Annotated in this window: 17 protein-coding genes; 12 read left to right on the top strand and 5 right to left on the bottom strand. The window is 32.8% G+C overall.

The genetic code is table 11. The features are described from left to right. The first annotated feature begins 206 nt into the window (after window positions 1-206). The 4 genes from J2Y38_RS07865 (at window position 207) to J2Y38_RS07880 (ending at window position 5,524) form a co-directional block, all read left to right on the top strand. The gene (locus J2Y38_RS07865; RefSeq protein WP_309841078.1) at window positions 207-2,753 is read left to right on the top strand and encodes an ATP-dependent Clp protease ATP-binding subunit; all 2,547 of its coding nucleotides are present in this window, start codon (window positions 207-209) and stop codon (window positions 2,751-2,753) included. 141 nt (window positions 2,754-2,894) lie between these two features. Next, entirely contained in the window at window positions 2,895-4,262 is a 1,368-nt protein-coding gene (gene rimK, locus J2Y38_RS07870; protein ID WP_053473562.1) for a 30S ribosomal protein S6--L-glutamate ligase, read from the top strand. Between the two features lie 27 nt (window positions 4,263-4,289). Continuing rightward, complete coding sequence (locus tag J2Y38_RS07875) at window positions 4,290-4,907, top strand: hypothetical protein (RefSeq protein ID WP_309841080.1); 618 nt, start codon at window positions 4,290-4,292, stop codon at window positions 4,905-4,907. A 95-nt stretch (window positions 4,908-5,002) separates the two neighbouring features. After that, window positions 5,003-5,524 carry a YetF domain-containing protein gene (locus J2Y38_RS07880; protein WP_309841081.1) on the top strand — a complete coding sequence of 174 codons (522 nt, stop codon included), beginning with the start codon at window positions 5,003-5,005 and terminating at the stop codon, window positions 5,522-5,524. 23 nt (window positions 5,525-5,547) lie between these two features. Here the strand turns inward: J2Y38_RS07880 and J2Y38_RS07885 are convergent, their stop codons facing one another. The 4 genes from J2Y38_RS07885 to hutH all read right to left on the bottom strand — a co-directional run bounded on the left by J2Y38_RS07885 (window position 5,548) and on the right by hutH (window position 9,891). Next, window positions 5,548-5,949: a hypothetical protein gene (locus J2Y38_RS07885; RefSeq protein ID WP_309841082.1), complete on the bottom strand. Its 402-nt coding sequence runs from the start codon at window positions 5,947-5,949 to the stop codon at window positions 5,548-5,550. Window positions 5,950-6,309: 360 nt separating this feature from the next. Further along, window positions 6,310-7,653, bottom strand: coding sequence for an inorganic phosphate transporter (locus tag J2Y38_RS07890; protein ID WP_309841084.1), 1,344 nt, complete (start codon window positions 7,651-7,653; stop codon window positions 6,310-6,312). Window positions 7,654-7,683: 30 nt separating this feature from the next. After that, window positions 7,684-8,328 (bottom strand): DUF47 domain-containing protein, encoded by a 645-nt coding sequence (locus tag J2Y38_RS07895; protein ID WP_012024643.1) that lies wholly within the window; start codon window positions 8,326-8,328, stop codon window positions 7,684-7,686. A gap of 48 nt (window positions 8,329-8,376) precedes the next feature. Then, window positions 8,377-9,891: a histidine ammonia-lyase gene (hutH, locus tag J2Y38_RS07900; RefSeq protein WP_309841085.1), complete on the bottom strand. Its 1,515-nt coding sequence runs from the start codon at window positions 9,889-9,891 to the stop codon at window positions 8,377-8,379. Between the two features lie 561 nt (window positions 9,892-10,452). Here hutH and thrA point away from each other — a divergent pair. The 5 genes from thrA (at window position 10,453) to J2Y38_RS07925 (ending at window position 17,788) form a co-directional block, all read left to right on the top strand. Next, window positions 10,453-12,900 carry a bifunctional aspartate kinase/homoserine dehydrogenase I gene (gene thrA / locus J2Y38_RS07905; RefSeq protein WP_309841088.1) on the top strand — a complete coding sequence of 816 codons (2,448 nt, stop codon included), beginning with the start codon at window positions 10,453-10,455 and terminating at the stop codon, window positions 12,898-12,900. Between the two features lie 139 nt (window positions 12,901-13,039). Continuing rightward, window positions 13,040-13,963, top strand: a complete 924-nt coding sequence (locus J2Y38_RS07910; protein WP_309841090.1) for a homoserine kinase — start codon at window positions 13,040-13,042, stop codon at window positions 13,961-13,963. A 107-nt stretch (window positions 13,964-14,070) separates the two neighbouring features. After that, window positions 14,071-15,360 (top strand): threonine synthase, encoded by a 1,290-nt coding sequence (thrC, locus tag J2Y38_RS07915; protein ID WP_309841091.1) that lies wholly within the window; start codon window positions 14,071-14,073, stop codon window positions 15,358-15,360. Between the two features lie 186 nt (window positions 15,361-15,546). Further along, window positions 15,547-16,770, top strand: coding sequence for a PIN domain-containing protein (locus J2Y38_RS07920; RefSeq protein WP_309841093.1), 1,224 nt, complete (start codon window positions 15,547-15,549; stop codon window positions 16,768-16,770). Window positions 16,771-16,921: 151 nt separating this feature from the next. Continuing rightward, window positions 16,922-17,788 carry a hypothetical protein gene (locus J2Y38_RS07925; RefSeq protein WP_309841094.1) on the top strand — a complete coding sequence of 289 codons (867 nt, stop codon included), beginning with the start codon at window positions 16,922-16,924 and terminating at the stop codon, window positions 17,786-17,788. A gap of 165 nt (window positions 17,789-17,953) precedes the next feature. Here the strand turns inward: J2Y38_RS07925 and J2Y38_RS07930 are convergent, their stop codons facing one another. Next, window positions 17,954-18,154, bottom strand: a complete 201-nt coding sequence (locus J2Y38_RS07930; protein ID WP_309841096.1) for a hypothetical protein — start codon at window positions 18,152-18,154, stop codon at window positions 17,954-17,956. A 160-nt stretch (window positions 18,155-18,314) separates the two neighbouring features. On the opposite strand from J2Y38_RS07930, the gene J2Y38_RS07935 reads away from it, so the two are divergent. The 3 genes from J2Y38_RS07935 to J2Y38_RS07945 all read left to right on the top strand — a co-directional run bounded on the left by J2Y38_RS07935 (window position 18,315) and on the right by J2Y38_RS07945 (window position 19,905). Next, window positions 18,315-18,506 carry a helix-turn-helix transcriptional regulator gene (locus tag J2Y38_RS07935; protein ID WP_180861931.1) on the top strand — a complete coding sequence of 64 codons (192 nt, stop codon included), beginning with the start codon at window positions 18,315-18,317 and terminating at the stop codon, window positions 18,504-18,506. Between the two features lie 213 nt (window positions 18,507-18,719). After that, complete coding sequence (locus J2Y38_RS07940; RefSeq protein ID WP_309841098.1) at window positions 18,720-19,226, top strand: GNAT family N-acetyltransferase; 507 nt, start codon at window positions 18,720-18,722, stop codon at window positions 19,224-19,226. Window positions 19,227-19,356: 130 nt separating this feature from the next. Next, a complete protein-coding gene (locus J2Y38_RS07945; RefSeq protein ID WP_309841099.1) occupies window positions 19,357-19,905 on the top strand; it encodes a HutD family protein in 549 nt (182 codons plus the stop codon). Window positions 19,906-19,985 lie beyond the last annotated feature (80 nt).

Genomic DNA, 19,985 nt, shown 5'->3' on the forward strand with positions numbered 1-19,985 from the left:
TTTTTTAAATTTTTTTCAGCTATTTCCTTACACTTATTTAAATGATTTATTAACAACTTTATTTTAGCTTTTAGTTAATAAATTAAGCGTTTTTTAACGCTTTTATTGTTATTTTTTTTGTCAATTAGCTGACAGTAGTTCTCGATGGGTATGGTTTTTGTTTTTCAAACTGTAATTCATTAAATTTACAATACCAATTATATATTATGGATGATAATTTTTCACCAAGAGTAAAAGATGTTATTACATACAGTAAGGAAGAAGCCCTTCGTTTAGGACACGACTTTATTGGTACTGAGCATCTAATGCTGGGCATTTTAAGAGATGGTAACGGAAAAGCTATTCATATACTTAATAACCTAGCAGTCGATTTAGACCATTTACGCAGGAAGGTAGAAATACTGAGTCCAGCCAACCAGAGCGTTGAGGTAAATGCCGAAAAGAAAAACCTTCATCTGACCCGACAGGCCGAAAGGGCACTGAAGACCACTTTTCTAGAAGCTAAAGTATTTCAAAGTTCGTCGATTAGCACAGCTCACTTGCTTTTATGTATCTTACGAAACGAAAACGATCCAACAACCAAGCTGTTGAATAAGCTAAAAATAGATTATGACATAGCTAAAGAACAATATTTAAACATGACGCCAAACGAAGAAGAATTCTTAGAAAACTTGCCAAGAAACGAATCGTACAATGACGATTCAGGACAAGATGACAGTCTAAAGGAAAGTAGTTTTAATAATCCAGCCAATAAGTCAAACAAAAAATCTAAAACGCCGGTTTTAGATAATTTTGGGAGAGATTTAACAGAAATGGCCGAAGAAGGAAAACTAGATCCTGTAGTAGGACGCGAAAAAGAAATTGAACGCGTTTCTCAAATTTTAAGCCGAAGAAAAAAGAACAATCCACTTCTTATTGGAGAGCCAGGAGTTGGTAAATCTGCTATTGCAGAAGGACTTGCTTTACGCATTATCCAGAAGAAAGTATCTCGTATTCTTTTTCACAAACGTGTTGTAACATTGGATTTGGCAAGTTTAGTTGCCGGAACAAAATACAGAGGCCAGTTTGAAGAAAGAATGAAAGCCGTAATGAACGAGCTGGAGAAAAACGATGACATTATTCTTTTTATTGACGAAATCCATACTATAGTAGGAGCTGGAGGAGCAACAGGTTCACTTGATGCTTCAAACATGTTCAAACCTGCATTAGCAAGAGGAGAAATACAATGTATTGGTGCTACAACTCTTGACGAGTACAGACAATATATTGAAAAAGACGGTGCTTTAGAAAGACGTTTTCAAAAAGTAATTGTTGAGCCAACTTCTGTTGAAGAAACAATCGCGATTTTGAACAACGTAAAAGACAAATACGAAGACCACCATAATGTTACTTATACACAGGAAGCAATTGAGGCTTGTGTGAAGTTAACGAACAGATATATGTCTGAGCGTTTCTTACCAGACAAAGCTATCGATGCAATGGATGAGGCCGGATCTCGTGTTCACATTACTAATATTGATGTTCCAAAACAAATTTTGGATTTAGAACGTCAGTTAGAAGAAGTTCGCGAAATGAAAAACATGGTAGTTAAAAAACAAAAATATGAAGAAGCTGCCAAACTTCGCGATGATGAAAAACGCATTGAAAAAGATCTAGCTGTTGCACAAGAACAATGGGAAGAAGATTCTAAAAACAACAGAATTGAAGTTACAGAAGATAATGTAGCCGATGTTGTTTCTATGATGACAGGAATCCCAGTAAATAGAATTGCACAAACAGAAAGCAACAAATTAGCGCAATTACCTGAATTGATTCAGAACAAAGTAATTGGTCAAAATGAAGCTGTTCTTAAAATTGCACGTTCTATTCAACGTAACAGAGCCGGACTTAAAGATCCAAATAAACCAATTGGTTCATTCATTTTCTTAGGTCAGACTGGAGTTGGTAAAACACAATTAGCGAAAGTTTTAGCAAAAGAATTATTCGATTCTGAAGATGCGTTAGTTCGTATCGACATGAGCGAATACATGGAAAAATTTGCTATTTCTCGTTTAGTTGGAGCGCCTCCGGGATATGTAGGTTACGAAGAAGGTGGACAATTAACTGAAAAAGTTCGTAGAAAACCATATTGCGTTGTACTTTTAGATGAGATCGAAAAAGCGCATCCAGATGTGTTTAACATGATGTTACAAGTTTTAGATGATGGATATTTAACAGATAGTTTAGGTCGTAAAATTGACTTTAAAAACACTATTATTATCATGACATCTAACGTTGGAGCACGTCAGTTAAAAGACTTCGGACAAGGCGTTGGATTCGGAACTGCTGCAAAAGTGGCTCAGGCCGATGAAAACTCAAAAAGCATTATCGAAAATGCATTGAAAAAAACTTTTGCTCCTGAATTCTTAAACAGAATTGACGATGTAATTGTATTCAACAGTTTAGAAAAAGGAGATATCGATTTGATTATCGAAATCGAATTGAAAAAACTTTATTCTCGTATTGCTGAACTTGGTTACAAATTAAGTTTAACAGACAAAGCTAAAGCATTTATTGCCGAAAAAGGTTTTGATAAACAATTTGGAGCAAGACCGCTGAAAAGAGCAATTCAGAAATATGTTGAAGATTTGTTAGCAGAAGAAATCATCACTTCGAAAATACATTCAGGCGATGAAATCATGATGGATTTAAAAGAAGATTCGCAAGAACTTTCGGTAGAAATTCACAAAGCCGAAGAGCCGACAAATCAATAAATTACTTAAAATTTATAACAAAAATAATCCACCCGTTACGTTTTCATAACTTAACGGGTGTTTTTTTTGGATAATTTACTATCTTTAGTAAAAGCAAATAGCTATTTTTGAATTTAAATTCTATAATAAATAAAACAAAGTATGCTTCAAAACAAAGTCATTTTAGGCAGCGAAGAATGGTGCGCATTTCCAGAACTTGGAATCCCGACAATTAAGGCTCGTGTCGATTCTGGTGCCAAAACTTCGGCAATGCACGCTATCAACATAGCTCCTTTTATAAAAAATGATGCTAATTGGGTTAAGTTTGACATTAATCCAATTCAAAATAATATCAAAACCATCATTCATTGCGAAGCTCCGCTTGTTGATAAAAGAATTGTAAAAAGTTCAAGCGGTTTTAGAGAACACCGTTATGTAATTCAGACCAATATTAGAATTGGCGATTCAAAATGGCCAATAGAAATGACTTTGACTAATCGTGATTCAATGGGTTTCCGTATGCTTTTAGGACGCGAAGCCATGAGCGGACGTGTATTGGTTGATCCGGAAGAAAAATACTTACTTGGACAGCCGACAAGTGAAGCTTTAAAAGAATTATACCAAAACTCAGAAAAAGCAAGTTCTGGTTTGCGAATTGGTCTTTTAGCCAGTAATCCGGAATTGTACAGCAATAAAAGAATCATGGAAGCTGGCGAAATGCGCGGTCATGAAATGCATTTTTTGAACATCAAAGAATGTTACATGAAACTCGACGCTAAAACTCCTGAGATTCATTACAGAGGCGGAAAAATCTTAAATCAGTTTGATGCTATTATTCCCCGAATTCGACCAAGCATAACTTTTTACGGCTGTGCTTTAACACGTCAGTTTGAAGCATTGAAAGTTTTCGTTTTAAATTCAGCTACAGCCATAACACAATCAAGAGATAAATTATATTCACTGCAATTGCTTTTAAATAGCGGTATTGATATCCCAACAACAGGTTTTGCTAATTCTCCGCTGGATACAGACGATTTAATTAAGATGGTTGGAGGTTCTCCTCTAATTGTCAAATTATTAGAAGGAACGCAGGGAAAAGGGGTTGTTTTGGCCGAAACCAAAAAAGCAGCAGAAAGTGTAATCAATGCTTTTAAAAGCTTAAATGCCAATATTTTAGTTCAGGAATTTATTAAAGAAGCAAACGGAAAAGATATTCGCTGCTTTGTAATTGACGGAAAAGTGGTTGCCGCAATTCAGCGTGAAGCAATGCCGGGAGAATTCAGAGCCAATATTCACCTTGGCGGAACAGCATCTGTAATCAAAGTAACTGCCGAAGAGAAGAAGATCGCTATTAAGGCTGCAAAAGCTATGGATTTAAAAGTAGCTGGTGTTGATATTATTCGTTCTTCAAAAGGGCCATTATTATTGGAAGTAAACTCTTCACCGGGTCTTGAAGGAATCGAAGGCGCAACAAATAAAGATATTGCCGGAGAAATGATCAAAGCAATTGAAAAGAATTTTAAACTATAATCAGAAGCTTTTTTTAATATTCTATCAATGAAAAAAATCACAATCTTTCTAATTTTAATTATAACAAGCTGCAATAAAAATGATTGTCTTGATAATGAAAAAATTAGAAAGATTGAAACTGATAAAATCGTAGAAACTTTTATTAAACAAAACCGTATTGAGAATTCTAAAGACTCTTACGCAGTTTGCAACAGTTTCAAGAAACTTAAAATCAGCACTGAGGACATATACGCAAAGCCTACAAAACTATCAGTTGTAAAACTTCCACCGAGGTTACCAATTATTCTCCAAAACACAGAAATTTATATCCAAATGTTATTGAACGCTAATCTGAAAGGACAAAAAATATTCAGCTTCAAAGATTCAATAAATTTTGAGGAACAGAATAAATGCTTTTTAAAATATACATTACCTCAAAAGATATCAAAAAAGCTAAAAATAATTCCAGTATCAGAAATAGATAAAGCTAACGATTACATAATATTATCAATTCCAATATTTTCTGAAGACAACAAAAAAGCCTACATGGAAATTGATTGTTATTCAAAAGAATTAACAAATGGAGTATCAATATACTTAGAAAAAAAAGATACTATTTGGAAAATCATTGACACTAAAAATATTTGGGTCAAATGTTCTGGTTAAGTTCATCTAAACTTAATACCACATAAATAATTTAGCAGCTTTGTCAAAGTTTTAAAACTTTGACAAAGTTTTTTTTAAACTTTAAAATAAAAAACATGCTTTTCTCCTATTTAGATATCATATTAAGAAGCGTTGCCGTCTATTTTTTTATGACAATTGCCTTACGCGTTTTTGGTAAAAAAGAACTTTCACAATTAAATACGGCAGATATTATTCTAATTTTACTAATTAGTAATTCCGTTCAAAATGCAATGGTTGGTCCAGACACAAGCCTTTCAGGAGGTTTAATTGCTGCATTAGTATTATTTGTAATCAATTTTATTATCAAAAAATTAACCCATAAATACAAAATTTTTAGTGATTTGTTATTGGATAAACCTGAAGTATTAATTCACGACGGAAAACTCGATTTTAAAGCTTTAAGTAAATTAGACATTTCTGATGAAGAACTAAAAGAAGCCATGAGAGAACACGGAATCGAATTTTTTAAAAATGTAAAATTAGCAATGTTAGAGATTGACGGCACAATCAGCATAATTTCTGAAGATCAGGAAAAATTAAAACAAACGCATTATAAACGAAAACACAATCACAAAAGCCTGCAGAATTTTAATTAAAAAGAAACAAAAAACTTTATTTCTTATTTCTTAAAAGGAATTTTTGATTTACCATAAAATGACAAGAGTAAATCCTCATCTGCAAACCTGCCGTCTAAATCATATCTCATAGGTGTTTTTACTAACAGAGTGCTAAAATTTCCTTCGACATCAATGTAAATCTTTTTCATATAATATCTTTCAGAAGAAATTAAGCAGTCATTTATTGCAAATAACATTTTTTTTCGGGAAGACTTTTGGATTCCCATAATATCAGTAACCTTAGCAATTACTAAAATAGTATCGTTTCTCTCTACCGTATAATATTTTAGCTTATTCGTATCTATCCCTTTCAAAGATCTGCTAACAGATTCTTTTATAAAACAGGAAATTATATCCGATTCCTCATTTGGATTACTGGTTACTTTTTTTTGATCTACTTTCAAGCGGATTTTTCTTATATCATCCTCTTTTTTGCAAGCGAAAAGTAAAAAAAATACAAGTAAAAAAAATAGCTGCGAAAATTTATTGTTTTTGAAGATGTGTATCAATTGGAATTAGCAGTTTTTAAAACTCATTTTAATGTATTTCAACACCTTAGACAATGAGTTTACATATTTAATAATTCTGCAAATATCAATTTATAGAATATTAAAAATGACTGCTAAAAATTTTAAAAACATCATTTACAGACATTTTTCATTTGTAAACTATCCGCAATAAAAAAGCCGATTTCAAATTGAAATCGGCTTTTTTAATTATGTTGACAAAATGCGATTTACATCTCACATTTTATTTTAATCATTTTACGAAATAAACAAACTTAGTATAAAATAAACCAAACCTGCTAATATTGCTGAAATTGGGATAGTTAGAATCCAAGCCCAAACTAAACTTACGGTAACTCCCCAGCGAACTGCAGAAACACGTTTTGTTAATCCAACACCAATAATAGATCCTGTAATGGTATGTGTTGTACTTACCGGAATTTTTAAATGCTCTGTAAAATAAAGCGTTAAAGCTCCAGCGGTTTCAGCAGCAACTCCTTCAAATGAACTTACTTTTGTGATTTTAGAACCCATTGTTTTTACAATTTTCCATCCACCACTTAAAGTTCCCGCTGCAATTGCAGAATAACAAGCTAACGGAATCCAGCCCGGCATTACTCCTTTTATTCCCAAATCATCATTTGGCAGCACAACATCTAACCAAGAAGCCATGTGAACTCCCGGATTTGTATTGATGTAAACCGCTACAGCAGCAGCGATAATACCCATTACTTTTTGAGAATCATTTCCTCCGTGACCCAAACTGAAAGCCGCAGAAGATAATAATTGCATTTTTTTCAAAGCAGCATCAGCCTGATGAAGATTTAAACTGCTAAATATCAAACAAAATGCACTTACAGTTAAAATAATAAAGGCTACTAAAAACCATTTAATATTATGAGGATCAAAAGCTACGCTCCAAAAATGAGAATCAAAACGAGGTTTTCCATGCTCTAAAATTTCTTCATAAGGAACCATTTGTGAATATACAAACCAAACTGTTGCAATCATTAAGGCTACAGTAAAGATTTTAGGCCAAATACTTTTACGAGAAGCATTTAATAACCAAATCGAAATTAAATACGATGCCAAAGCTCCTAATAAAGGTGCTAAAACAATAAAGGCGATAATAATAAGAACCCCAGAAGGCATTCCACCATCTTTTCCGGCCTTATACCAGCTTACAATTTGATACCAATAATGTGTTGCTCCATCCTCGCCAACATAACCAGAAAAACCATGAACTGCAATAGCATGCGCAACCGCTGCTCCGGCAAAACCTCCAATTAATGTATGAGAAGAACTTGAAGGAATTCCTAACCACCAAGTCAATAAATTCCAGCAAATTGCCGCAATAACCCCGGCAAGAATTACAACCAGGTTAATTTCCATTGTGTGCGCTGTTTTTGCAACAGTATCTGCAACACCAAATCCGAAAACCCAATAAGCTAAAAAGTTAAAAAATGCTGCCCAAAGAACGGCCTGAAAAGGCGTTAAAACCTTTGTAGCAACAACAGTCGCTATAGCATTTGCCGCATCATGAAAACCATTGATGTAATCAAAAATTAAGGCTAATACTATAATTAATATAAGTAGCGTCATAAAATTATAACTTCAGAATGAAAGATTGAATTAAGAATGTTTTACAGAAATAGATTCTAGTATGTTCGCAACACTCTTACATTTGTCTGTTGCTGATTCTAAAACAGATAACACTTCTTTATATTTAATGATATTTTTAGCGTCTGTTTCGTTTTCAAAAATTTCAAAAACTGCTTTGTTATATACATTATCAGATTTATTTTCCAGTTTATTAATTCTGGCACAAGCATCTTTAATGATTTTAAAATTCTGTAAATTTCTTAACTCTTTTACAGCACTGTCAATGTTTTGACAAGCCTCAAGGTTAATTTCTGTCATCTTTCTGATAGATTTTGTAATCTTATCAACCTGATACAATCTCATACGGCTTGCTGCACCATGAAGGTAATCAGCAACGTTATCGATAGAAGTAATTAATGTATGAATATCCTCTCTGTCAAATGGAGTGATAAAGTTTCTGCTCAATTCCAAATTGGTCTGACGTGTAATGTCTTCCCCTTTTTGCTCTAATTCGTCAATCTTTTGAAAAAGAATTTCTCTTTCTTTTAATGGAAGGTTTACCGCTTCGTGTAAATTAGAAGCTAATTCAATTAAATTGCTTGAAGCCTCTTCAAAAAGTGGAAAGAATTTCTTGTCTTTCGGCACTAAAAATTGGAAAATACTGTTTATTGACATTTTTATATTTTTGATAGTGCAAAATTACTTCAATAATATTTTACAATGTTAAGCCATTGTTAACAAATCGTTTTCTATTTGGAAACTCTCCAGGAACGAAACCGTGTTTTCAATATCATAATGTAAGATTCTATCTTCCTTAACCAAAGGCACAACTTCTCTATAACTGCTTAAGAACATTTCGATGAAATCACTTGATTTTAAAGGCTCTCTATAAGCAATTGCTTGAGATGCATTCAATAATTCAATAGCCAAAATACGCTCTAAATTATCTAAAACTCGTAAGGCTTTCGTCGCTCCGTTGGCTCCCATGCTCACATGATCTTCTTGTCCGTTACTCGAAACAATGCTGTCCACACTAGCCGGAGTCGCCAATTGTTTGTTTTGACTGGCAATACTTGCTGCAGTATATTGTGGAATCATAAAACCAGAATTTAATCCCGGATTATCAACCAAAAATGCCGGAAGGTTACGTAAACCGGAAATTAACTGATATGTTCTTCTTTCAGAAATACTTCCTAATTCAGCCAAAGCAATTGCCATAAAATCTAAAGCTAATGCCAAAGGCTGTCCGTGGAAATTTCCTCCCGATATAATCTGATCAGCTTCAATAAATATATTGGGATTATCGGTAACCGAATTAATTTCTGTCTTAAATACTTTTCGAACGTAATCAATCGCATCTTTTGAAGCACCGTGAACTTGCGGCATACAACGGAAAGAATATGGATCCTGAACGTGTTTCTTTTCCTGAGCGATAATTTCGCTTCCGTCTAAGAATTCAGTAATACGCTGCGCCGTTACGATTTGTCCTTTATGCGGACGTATATAATGTATCAATTCGTTGAATGGCTCAATTCTTCCATCAAAACCTTCCAAAGAAATTGTTCCGATCAAATCTGCCAGATACGAATATTTATATGCTTTAATTAAAATATGAGCTCCGTAAGCACTCATAAACTGCGTTCCGTTTAACAAAGCCAAACCTTCTTTTGACTGTAAAACAATTGGCTCCCAGTTAAAATGTTTTAGAACTTCGGCAGAAGCCACTTTTTTACCTTCAAAATAAACTTCTCCTTCTCCAATTAAAGGTAAAGATAAATGCGCTAAAGGTGCTAAATCGCCAGAAGCACCAAGTGAACCCTGAGTATAAATAACAGGAAGAATATCATTATTATAAAAATCAACAAGACGCTGTAGTGTAATAAGCTGTACTCCAGAATGTCCGTAGCTTAAAGATTGGATTTTAAGCAAAAGCATCATTTTTACAATTTCTGCCGGAACTTCCTCACCCGTTCCGCAAGCGTGAGATTTTACTAAATTTTCCTGAAGTTTTGATAAATTCTCATTAGAGATTTTTACACTATATAAAGATCCAAAACCAGTATTGATTCCGTAAATTGGTGTCGTAAGTGATGCCATTTTTTTATCTAAATAATCACGGCATTTTTGAACATTTACTTTAGCTTCTTCAGATAACTCAAGTGCCTTATCATTTACTAAAATTTCCTGTAAAGTTTCAAGCGTAATAGTTTCAGTACTTATATAATGAATATCTCTCATGACATTTTTAAATTTAAGGTGTCAAAATTCAACAAATCAATATTAAAAAGCAACATTTTATCACAATAATTAAAATTTCGACAGAGCCCAATCTTTACTTTTATTTATTTGGCAATAGTAAAATGTAGATTATCACGGTCTTTTGCTCCTTTTTTTAGTAAAAATCTAGTCGGGAAAGTATCTATATTTCTATTTTAAATTATCAGAAATATATTAAAACGCTAACTTAACATCTTTAATTTTAACAAATGCTCAATATTGAAATCTAAGGATTTAAATTATTAAAATATTCGTAAAAAGGCTTTCAAAATTTTTAACTCGTATAAAAATCTGTACTTTTGAAAAATCAAAAATGAAAAGTAACAGCACAAAATATCAATCTACAATGACAACTCAAACAGGAGTTGCAATTGCTGCTACAACAATTTCTACTACAACAACTACTACCCCTTAGGGGTATACATTTTTACATATAATCCAGATTATCTATACTTTTTTCGCAAAAGAAGAAAGGTAATGGGTACATAAAAACTATTGCATTCAAAGAAAAAAATATCAAAAATGAAAGTATTAAAATTTGGCGGAACTTCGGTTGCCAATGCTCAAAATATAAAACTCGTTCTCGAAATTGTTAACCAAAAAGCAAAGCAGGATAAAGTAGTAGTTGTAGTTTCTGCACTTAGTAAAGTAACTGATTTATTGCAATTAGCAGCCGCAAAAGCAGCCGCAAACGACGAAAGCTTTAGAGATATCGTTGCCGAAATCGAGAAAAAACACCTTGACACACTTAAAGAACTTATTCCCGTAAGCGAGCAAAGCAGTTTATTAAGTCACGTAAAAAGAATCATAAACCATTTAGAAACTTTATTAGACGGCTGTTTCCTTTTAGGTGAATTATCACCAAGAACTGCTGATACTATTTTAAGTTTTGGAGAATTGCTTTCGTCATATATCATCGCACAGGCTTTTCAGCAAACTGAAAAAGATGCGGTTTACAAAGACAGCCGTGAATTAATTAAAACAAATGCTGATTTTGGAAAAGCAGCCGTAAACTTCGAAATTTCAAATCAATTGATTCAGGAATATTTTACTTCGAATGAATCAAAAATCAATATTCTTCCGGGATTTATCGCACAGACTTTAGACGGAATTACTTCGACTTTAGGACGCGGCGGATCTGATTATACTGCGGCAATTATCGCCGGAGCAATCGATGCGGAACAACTGGAAATCTGGACTGACGTAAACGGAATGTTTACTGCAAACCCAAAAATCGTAAAACAAGCACAGCCAATTGCGAATATTTCGTATCAGGAAGCGATGGAATTATCGCATTTTGGTGCCAAAGTTTTATATCCGCCAACAATTCAGCCTGTTTTAAGAAAAAACATTCCAATTTTAATTAAAAACACTTTTGAACCGGAAGCAGTTGGAACTTTAATTTCTGACACTGTTGTATCAAAAGATACTGTTGTAAAAGGAATCAGCCATATTGATCATATTTCATTGCTGACACTTGAAGGTCCGGGAATGATTGGAGTTGCGGGTTCTTCAAGACGTTTGTTTGAAGTATTATCTCAGGAAAAAATCAATGTAATTTTTATTACTCAGGCTTCTTCTGAACATTCGATTTGTATCGGAATTTTAAATTCGGATGCTGATAATGCCGAAGCTGCGATTAACAGGGCTTTTGAAATCGAAATTGCACAAAACAAAATCGATCCTTGTTATGTAGAAAAAGACCTTTGCATTATTGCTTTGGTTGGTGAAAACATGAAAAATCACCAAGGTTTAAGCGGAAGGATGTTCAGCACTTTAGGAAAAAACAACGTAAACATTCGTGCCATTGCGCAAGGTGCTTCTGAGAGAAATATCTCGACTGTAATTAACGAAAGAGACGTTAAAAAAGCGTTGAATACTTTACACGAAAATTTCTTCGAAGAAAACACAAAACAGCTGAATTTATTTGTAATGGGAGTTGGAAATGTGGGCGAAAAATTCATCGAACAAATTCACAATCAAAGAAAATTCTTAAAAGATAATTTAAAGATTAATGTTCGCGTAATCGCTCTATCAAACTCAAGAAAAATGCTTTTTGATGAAGACGGAATTTCTTTAAAAGAATGGCAGTCGGCATTAGATAATGGTGAAACTGCAAACGCAGCAGATTTCATTGCAAGAGCAAAAGAACTGAATTTACGTAACAGTATTTTTGTTGATATTACAGCAAATGCAAGCGTTTCTGAAACGTACGAACAATTCTTAAAACAAAGTATTGCGGTTGTAACTTGTAATAAAATTGCTTGTTCATCTGCGTACGACAATTACAAAAAACTAAAAAGTTTATCACGCCAATACAACGCTCCGTTTTTATTTGAAACGAATGTTGGTGCGGGATTGCCAATTATTGATACCGTAAAAAACCTTATTGCATCTGGCGATAAAGTGCATAAAATTCAGGCGGTTTTATCTGGAAGTTTGAATTTCATTTTCAACAATTTCGATAAAAACAATTCTTTCCACGATGTGGTTAAAGAAGCCGGAGTGCAAGGATTCACAGAACCAGATCCAAAAATTGACTTAAGCGGAATTGACGTGGCTCGTAAAATCCTTATCCTAATTCGCGAAAGCGGCTACGAAATGGATATTGACGCGATTGCAAACGAATCGTTTTTACCGGCAGAATGTTTAGCAACAACAAACAACGAAGACTTTTTTGCTTCGTTAATCAAACACGCTGCACATTTTGAAGGCATTTACAACGAAGCTTTAGCCAAAGATTCAAGATTAAAATACGTAGCGCAGTTCGAAAACGGAAAAGCAAGCGTTGGCCTTCAATTCATCCCAAAAGATCATCCTTTCTATAATTTAGAAGGAAAAGACAATATCGTATTGTTCTACACAGATCGCTACGTAGATCAGCCTTTGTTGATAAAAGGCGCCGGAGCCGGTGCAGCCGTTACCGCATCAGGAATTTTTGCAGACGTTATTCGTATAGGAAATGTGTAGCCGCTAAGGCACTAAGACGCTATCCCGATAGCTATCGGGACTGAGTTTTTTTTATGCTTAGCATCTTAGAAACTTAGTATCTCAGAAACTAAAAAATAAAACTTTGTGACTTTGTGCCTTCGTGGCAAAAACCAAAAAAATGAAAGAAATAAAACTATTTTGCCCTGCAACTATCGCAAACCTTTCGTGCGGATTTGACGTATTGGGACTTTGCTTAGACAATGCGGGCGATGAAATGATTGTTCGAAAAGTCGATCAAAAAGGAGTTCGAATCACTAAAATTGTGGGTGCCGATTTGCCTTTGGAAACCGAAAAAAACGTTTCTGGAGTTGCGGCTTTGGCAATGCTTGCAACTTTAGATGAACTGGATTTTGGATTTGAAATCGAAATTTATAAAAACATAAAAGCCGGAAGCGGAATCGGAAGTAGTGCAGCAAGTTCTGCCGGAGCGGTTTTCGGAATTAATGAATTATTAGGAAGACCTTATTCTCGTAAAGATTTGGTTCAGTTTGCGATGCAGGGCGAGAAATTAGCCAGTGGAAATGCTCATGCTGATAACGTTGCTCCTGCCCTTTTAGGCGGATTTACTTTGGTAAGAAGTTATGCTCCGCTTGACATTATTAGAATTGACAGCCCAGAAGAATTATTCGCAACGGTAGTTCATCCGCAAATTGAATTAAAAACATCTGATGCACGTTCGGTATTAAAACAAACCGTTTCCCTAAAAAGCGCGATTATGCAATGGGGAAATGTAGGCGGACTTATAGCGGGTCTTTACACAAAAGATTACGATTTGATTGGACGTTCGCTTCATGATGAAATCGTTGAACCTTTAAGAAGCGTTTTGATTCCCGGATTTGATTTAATCAAACAAACGGCTCTTGAAAACGGCGCTTTAGGTTCTGGAATTTCAGGTTCTGGCCCTTCAATTTTCGCTTTAAGCAGAGGAAAAAATACCGCCGACCAAATCGCAAAAGCCATGAGCAACGTTTACGAAAAAATGAATTTACCGTATGAAATTCACGTTTCAAAAATCAATCCTGATGGCGTAAGAATTCTTTAAAAGCAATATTACAAACCATATAAGTGATATAAGTTCATTTAACTAAAAAGCGCATGCAATTATATTAACTTATATCACTTATATGGTTTAAAAATAAAAATATCAAAATGAAATACTACAGTTTAAACCATAATGCCCCAAAAGTTTCTTTTCAGGAAGCCGTAATACAAGGATTAGCGAGTGATAAAGGATTATATTTCCCTGAAAATATCACGGCTTTAGATCCGTCATTTTTTGATAAAATCGAAAGTTTAAGTAATGAAGAAATTGCTTTTGAAGCGATTAAACAATTTGTTGGCGATGAAATCCCGGCTTCAATATTAAAAGAAATCATTGCTGATACTTTAGTTTTTGATTTTCCGGTTGTGAAAGTCGAAGACGGAATTTATTCGTTAGAATTATTTCACGGACCTACAATGGCTTTTAAAGACGTTGGAGCGCGTTTTATGTCACGTTGTCTGGGATATTTCAATAAAGATAAAAAAGACGCTAAAAACACTGTTTTAGTAGCGACTTCTGGAGATACGGGCGGAGCCGTTGCGAGCGGTTTTTTAGGCGTTGACGGCGTTGATGTTGTCATTTTATATCCGTCAGGAAAAGTGAGCGATATTCAGGAAAAACAATTGACTACTTTAGGTCAAAACATTAAAGCGCTTGAAGTTGACGGTGTTTTTGATGATTGCCAGGATATGGTAAAAAAAGCGTTTTTAGATGAAACTTTAGCGCACAAAAACCTGACTTCTGCAAATTCTATTAATATTGCGCGCTGGTTACCACAAATGTTTTATTTCTTCTTTGCTTACAAAGCTTTGAAAAGTCAAAACAAACCTTTAGTTTTCTCTTGCCCAAGCGGAAACTTCGGGAATATCTGCGCCGGAATTATGGCAAAGAAATTAGGTTTACCAATTGAACATTTTGTAGCATCTACAAACGTAAATGATACAGTGCCAAGATTCTTAGAAAACGGAAAATACGACCCGAAACCTTCTAAAGCAACAATCTCTAACGCAATGGACGTTGGAAATCCAAGTAACTTTATTAGAATTCAGGAATTGTACAATAATGACTTAAAAGCTTTCGAAAAAGATTTTTCTTCTTATAGCTATACTGATGAAGAAACTCTCGAAGCTCTAAAGAAAATTTATAACACAGACGGTTATATCGCAGAACCGCACGGTGCTGTTGGTTATTTAGGTTTAAAAAAAGAACTTGAAAAACACAGCAATGCAATTGGTGTTTTCTTAGAGACGGCACATCCTATTAAGTTCTTAGATGTTGTTGAACCTGCTTTAGGAATTACGCTTCCTATTCCAACACAAATTGAAAGTGTTATTAATGAGGAAAAAGTTAGTGTGAAGATTAAAACTTATGAGGAATTGAAGGATTTCTTGGGATAATAAATGATTAAAGCGAGTAAAAAATTTTTACTCGCTTTTTTTATTGTATAACCTCTAATAAAATATATCGACTACGGAAATCCGTAAAAATTAACACTAAAAAATACATACATTTGAAAACAAGAATACGAAATTTTATCTCTTAAATATTCAAAGTTTGACACAATTACTAAAAAATCAAATACAATGAAAAATACCTTTCCAGGATACTGTAAAAAAACTGAAACAGAAATAAAGAAAATTTGGGAAAATGGGATTATTATATTTGATACAAATGTATTACTCAATTTGTACAGATATTCCGACTCAACAAGGAATACAATATTAGATTTAATTAATAAATTTTCTAAACAAATATACCTGCCACATCAAGCAGGCTTAGAATATAATAGAAATCGTTACGAAGTAATTGCTGAACAAGACAAGGCATATAGAGAGTTTTTAGATAAAATCAATCAAATACAAAAAGATCTACAATCTAATAATAAACCACCATTTCTGTCAACAAAAATTGATGAAAATTTAAATTCTGTTTTTAAAGATGTTAGTGCGGAAGTTGAAGAAAGCATACAAAAATATTGTGATTACTTAAAAGACGATCCAATATATAATAGAATTTCTGAACTTTTTGAAAATAGAATTACAGAACCTTTTTCAATTGAAAAACTAGAAGCGATTTATAAAGAAGGTGAAGAAAGATATAAATTGAAAATTCCACCAGGATTTGAAGATGAAAAAACTAAAGAAGGTAATCGCAAATTCGGTGATTTAATTCTATGGAAACAAGTTATAGAGAAAGCTAAAGAATTAAATAAAGATGTTATTCTCATTACTGATGAACGAAAAATAGATTGGTGGTGGAAAATAAAGGACGGACGCAATATGGGACCAAGACAAGAGCTTGTTGAAGAAATTAAAAATCAAGCAAATGTTGATTTTCATATGTATTCTTCAGAAAGGTTTTTAAGTTATGGACAATCTTTTCTAAAGGAGCAAATTGACCAAAAAGCTTTACAAGAAATTCAAGCAATGAAAAAAGCTGAAATGGAAGAAATTAAAAGATTAAGATTTAACGAACTTAAATACGATCAACATGAAGTCAAAATAGGTGAAGAAATTGAATATTATAAATCCAGAGTTAATGAGATTAATCATCGAAGATATGATTTAGAAAGAAATATTTATAACTTAATTAAAGATGCTCATCAAAATGACGAAATTCATGAGCACATTCATGATTTAAGCATATACAAAGCAGAATTAGATCACGAAAAAAACGAGATAATTATTCGCATTGCAGATTTAGAAAAAAAACTAGTAAAAAACAAACCAAACGAACATTCTAGTGATGTAAAAAAGAGAATAAGAAAATTTATTGATGAAACTGGTAATGAATTATTAAACTTTTAACTAACAATAGTTAAACTGAATTTCATTATTCCCCCGCTAGCGCGAGCGTCCCGTTCGTGAACACAAAGAAATTCAAAAACCAATTGGAACGCTCACGAGAGGGACACTTGCGCTAGCAAGGTAAAAACAAGAAAAAGAAACGAATAATTGAATGACAAAAAATCCAAAATATTACTTATTAAAAAAGAATCTTTTCCTATTAGGGTTATTGACATTAGTATTAAATGACTTCTATCTTAAATATACTTTTTCAAATTTTATAACGGGTAAATTATCCGACTTTGCTGGTCTTTTTATTTTTCCTTACTTCATTTCAATTTTTTTCGAAAAAAATGCGAGCAAAATTTATCTTCTAATCTCTGTAATTTTTACTTTATGGAAATTTGAAATATCGCAACCATTTATTGAGTGGATTTCGAATTTTACAAATTTAGCTTTTTACAGAACAGTTGATTTAACCGACTTAGTTGCATTAATAATTCTGCCATTTTCCTATCTTTATTTCAAAAGAAAAATAACCGAAATAGAAGAAAAAACCAATAATATTCTTAATTCTGTTATTGGAATTTTGTGTATGTTGATTTTTGTGACTGATTCAAGTCCTAGACAATCCATTAATTTAAAAATCCTCTCAAGTAAAGAATATAAAATTTCTTTAAATAAAGATTCAATATTTCAACAATCCGATTTTAGAGGTGAATATGACATAAATCGGGATGATAGTTTATTTACATTTTGTTTTCAAATACCAGAATATAATGCACAAGTTACCGCAGTAACAACAATTCTAAAGACAAGCGACAATATGACGACGATTAAACTCGACACTATAACAGAAATTGAAGTCTATGGCAAATTATTTATTGGAATTAAACAAAGTGATATTAATAATTGTAAAAAATTAAAACCTGAAGATTTAGAAAAATACTTTCAATTAAATTGCATTAATCATTTAACTTCAAACAAGGAATCAATAGATAGACCATATTATGTTTATTATTCAAATGATTATAAATAAAGAATGATTAGTGTCAATAACCTGCTAGCGCGAGCGTCCCGCTCGTGAACACAAAGAAATTCAAAAACCAATTGGAATGGGCACGAGCGGGACGCTCGCGCTAGCGATGCAATAAATCTCTGAATCATTACTTTCAAGTACAAATTCAATTAATTATTTTAGGAATTATTTCTGATTTCCTTTACTAGTTTGATATTTAAAACTTTTTTCCTTAAACTCAGAAATTTCATCTTTTAATTTTTTGTTGGCATTGTGCAATAATTCATTCTGCAATTTCATTATAGATAATAAATCGTTCATAGCGTTCAAGTTTTCTAATTGCATCATGACTATCTGTTCAAGATTTGCTTTAGTGTATGCTTTCATAAATAACATATTAAATTTCAATACAAATTTATATCAAATTATAATATTTTACAATATATTTTTATATTATAATTTAACACACTGAAATAAAACTATCAATAGGTAATAATTTTATATATTAAATAGTATTATAAAAAAAACATTAATAGCTAATATTCAAATGAATAGAATCAAAGAAGTCCTAAAAGAACAAGGAAGAACACAAACTTGGCTAGCCGAAAAAATAGAAAAGAGTTATGTAGTGGTAACAAATTACTGCAATAATAATTCTCAACCAAGTATTGAAATTCTAAGAAAAATTGCTGAAGTATTAGATGTGGATGTTAGAGAATTATTAGTTCCAACAAAATAAATTAAAATTACTTCTATAAAAAATCAATTGCCTCCAGCTTTAGCTGGAGGTTTTGTTTAGTACAATAAGTGGCTTTAGCCAAAAAACACAAAAGATTAGGCTAAAGCCATTTTCTAACATAACTTTGTTCCTACAGCTAAATCTCTAGGCAATTCAATTTTTTTTCCAGTTAAAACTGGAAACTATTTATATTTATAATACAATCCGCATAACATGATTACAAAAGCATTACTCGAAGACATTCCGGCATTAACAATCTTAATAAACTCAGCATACAGAGGAGAATCTTCTAAAAAAGGCTGGACAACCGAAGCGCATTTACTAGAAGGCAAAAGAACTGACGAACAGGAAATGACTGAAATTTTCCTTGATCCGAAAAATACGATTCTGAAATTTACAGAGAACGATAAAATTATTGGTTCGGTTTTATTAGTTGAAAAAGGACATCAATTGTATTTAGGAATGTTGACCGTTTCGCCTGAACTTCAAAATAGCGGAATCGGCAAAAAGCTTTTGGCTGAAGCCGAAATTCATGCTAAAACTCTTGGTTTGTCTGGTATTATTATGACGGTTATTTCGGTTCGTGAAGAACTTATTGCGTGGTACAAACGTCATGGTTATGTTGATACAGGTGAAAGAGAACCTTTCCCTCAAAGCGAAATTCATATTACAGTTTCAGAAGAACCTTTGGAGTTTATATTTTTAGAGAAAAAGATTTAAGTTTTTTTTGCCACGAAGGCACAAAGACACTAAGTTTTTTCTTTTTTACCATATAAGTGATATAAGTTCATTTAAAAGAAAATTAAATATGGATCTTAGATACTTTGAAATCTTATAAAATATTCAATAAATGAAAATAAGTCTTTTCTCTAAAAAAGATAGTAAACCCTCTATTTGGAGTGGCGGATTGACATATGAATATATGATATATCCGAAAACAGCAAACTATACCGATAGAGATTTTGTATTCAGAATAAGCAGCGCTACAATAGAGAAAGTTCCATCAGAATTTACCAAATTTAAGGGTTATCACCGATATTTAATTATGCTTGATAACTGCTTAGATATTGAGGTAAACAAAGAAAGGAAAGTGTATGAGAAGTATGAAATCATGGAATTTAATTCAGATGATGAAGTAACTTCTTATACAAATGGCATTGATTTTAATTGGATGATTTCTGAAAAAATTTCCCGTCATAAACTGGAAATAACAAATAGTAATCAGATTTGTAATGCTCAAATAATAATTTTATTTTCTTTAGATACAACTGTTATTAAAATTAATGAGAAGCAGTACGATTTAGAACCTTATGATTTATTAGTCATTGAAAATCAAGAAAAGGAAAATATAATGCTTCATTTTTCTACTGAATGTCTGTTTGGAATATTGGATTTTTAATAGAAGTTGTTTTGCCACGAAGGCACGAAGACACAAAGTTTTTTTTTAATCTCGCAATCCCGATAGCCATCCGGATTGCG

This window comes from Flavobacterium sp. 2755 (genome assembly GCF_031455715.1).
Classification (GTDB): Bacteria; Bacteroidota; Bacteroidia; order Flavobacteriales; family Flavobacteriaceae; genus Flavobacterium.

Excerpts from the sequence above, each read along its gene's own strand:
- J2Y38_RS07945 (WP_309841099.1), top strand. The coding sequence starts at position 19,357 with ATGAAAATAAGTCTTTTCTCTAAAAAAGATAGTAAACCCTCTATTTGG.
- J2Y38_RS07895 (WP_012024643.1), bottom strand. The coding sequence starts at position 8,328 with ATGTCAATAAACAGTATTTTCCAATTTTTAGTGCCGAAAGACAAGAAA.
- J2Y38_RS07920 (WP_309841093.1), top strand. The coding sequence starts at position 15,547 with ATGAAAAATACCTTTCCAGGATACTGTAAAAAAACTGAAACAGAAATA.
- hutH (WP_309841085.1), bottom strand. The coding sequence starts at position 9,891 with ATGAGAGATATTCATTATATAAGTACTGAAACTATTACGCTTGAAACT.
- thrA (WP_309841088.1), top strand. The coding sequence starts at position 10,453 with ATGAAAGTATTAAAATTTGGCGGAACTTCGGTTGCCAATGCTCAAAAT.
- J2Y38_RS07865 (WP_309841078.1), top strand. The coding sequence starts at position 207 with ATGGATGATAATTTTTCACCAAGAGTAAAAGATGTTATTACATACAGT.
- thrC (WP_309841091.1), top strand. The coding sequence starts at position 14,071 with ATGAAATACTACAGTTTAAACCATAATGCCCCAAAAGTTTCTTTTCAG.
- J2Y38_RS07910 (WP_309841090.1), top strand. The coding sequence starts at position 13,040 with ATGAAAGAAATAAAACTATTTTGCCCTGCAACTATCGCAAACCTTTCG.
- J2Y38_RS07890 (WP_309841084.1), bottom strand. The coding sequence starts at position 7,653 with ATGACGCTACTTATATTAATTATAGTATTAGCCTTAATTTTTGATTAC.
- J2Y38_RS07875 (WP_309841080.1), top strand. The coding sequence starts at position 4,290 with ATGAAAAAAATCACAATCTTTCTAATTTTAATTATAACAAGCTGCAAT.
- J2Y38_RS07925 (WP_309841094.1), top strand. The coding sequence starts at position 16,922 with ATGACAAAAAATCCAAAATATTACTTATTAAAAAAGAATCTTTTCCTA.
- J2Y38_RS07880 (WP_309841081.1), top strand. The coding sequence starts at position 5,003 with ATGCTTTTCTCCTATTTAGATATCATATTAAGAAGCGTTGCCGTCTAT.
- J2Y38_RS07935 (WP_180861931.1), top strand. The coding sequence starts at position 18,315 with ATGAATAGAATCAAAGAAGTCCTAAAAGAACAAGGAAGAACACAAACT.
- J2Y38_RS07930 (WP_309841096.1), bottom strand. The coding sequence starts at position 18,154 with ATGAAAGCATACACTAAAGCAAATCTTGAACAGATAGTCATGATGCAA.
- J2Y38_RS07940 (WP_309841098.1), top strand. The coding sequence starts at position 18,720 with ATGATTACAAAAGCATTACTCGAAGACATTCCGGCATTAACAATCTTA.
- rimK (WP_053473562.1), top strand. The coding sequence starts at position 2,895 with ATGCTTCAAAACAAAGTCATTTTAGGCAGCGAAGAATGGTGCGCATTT.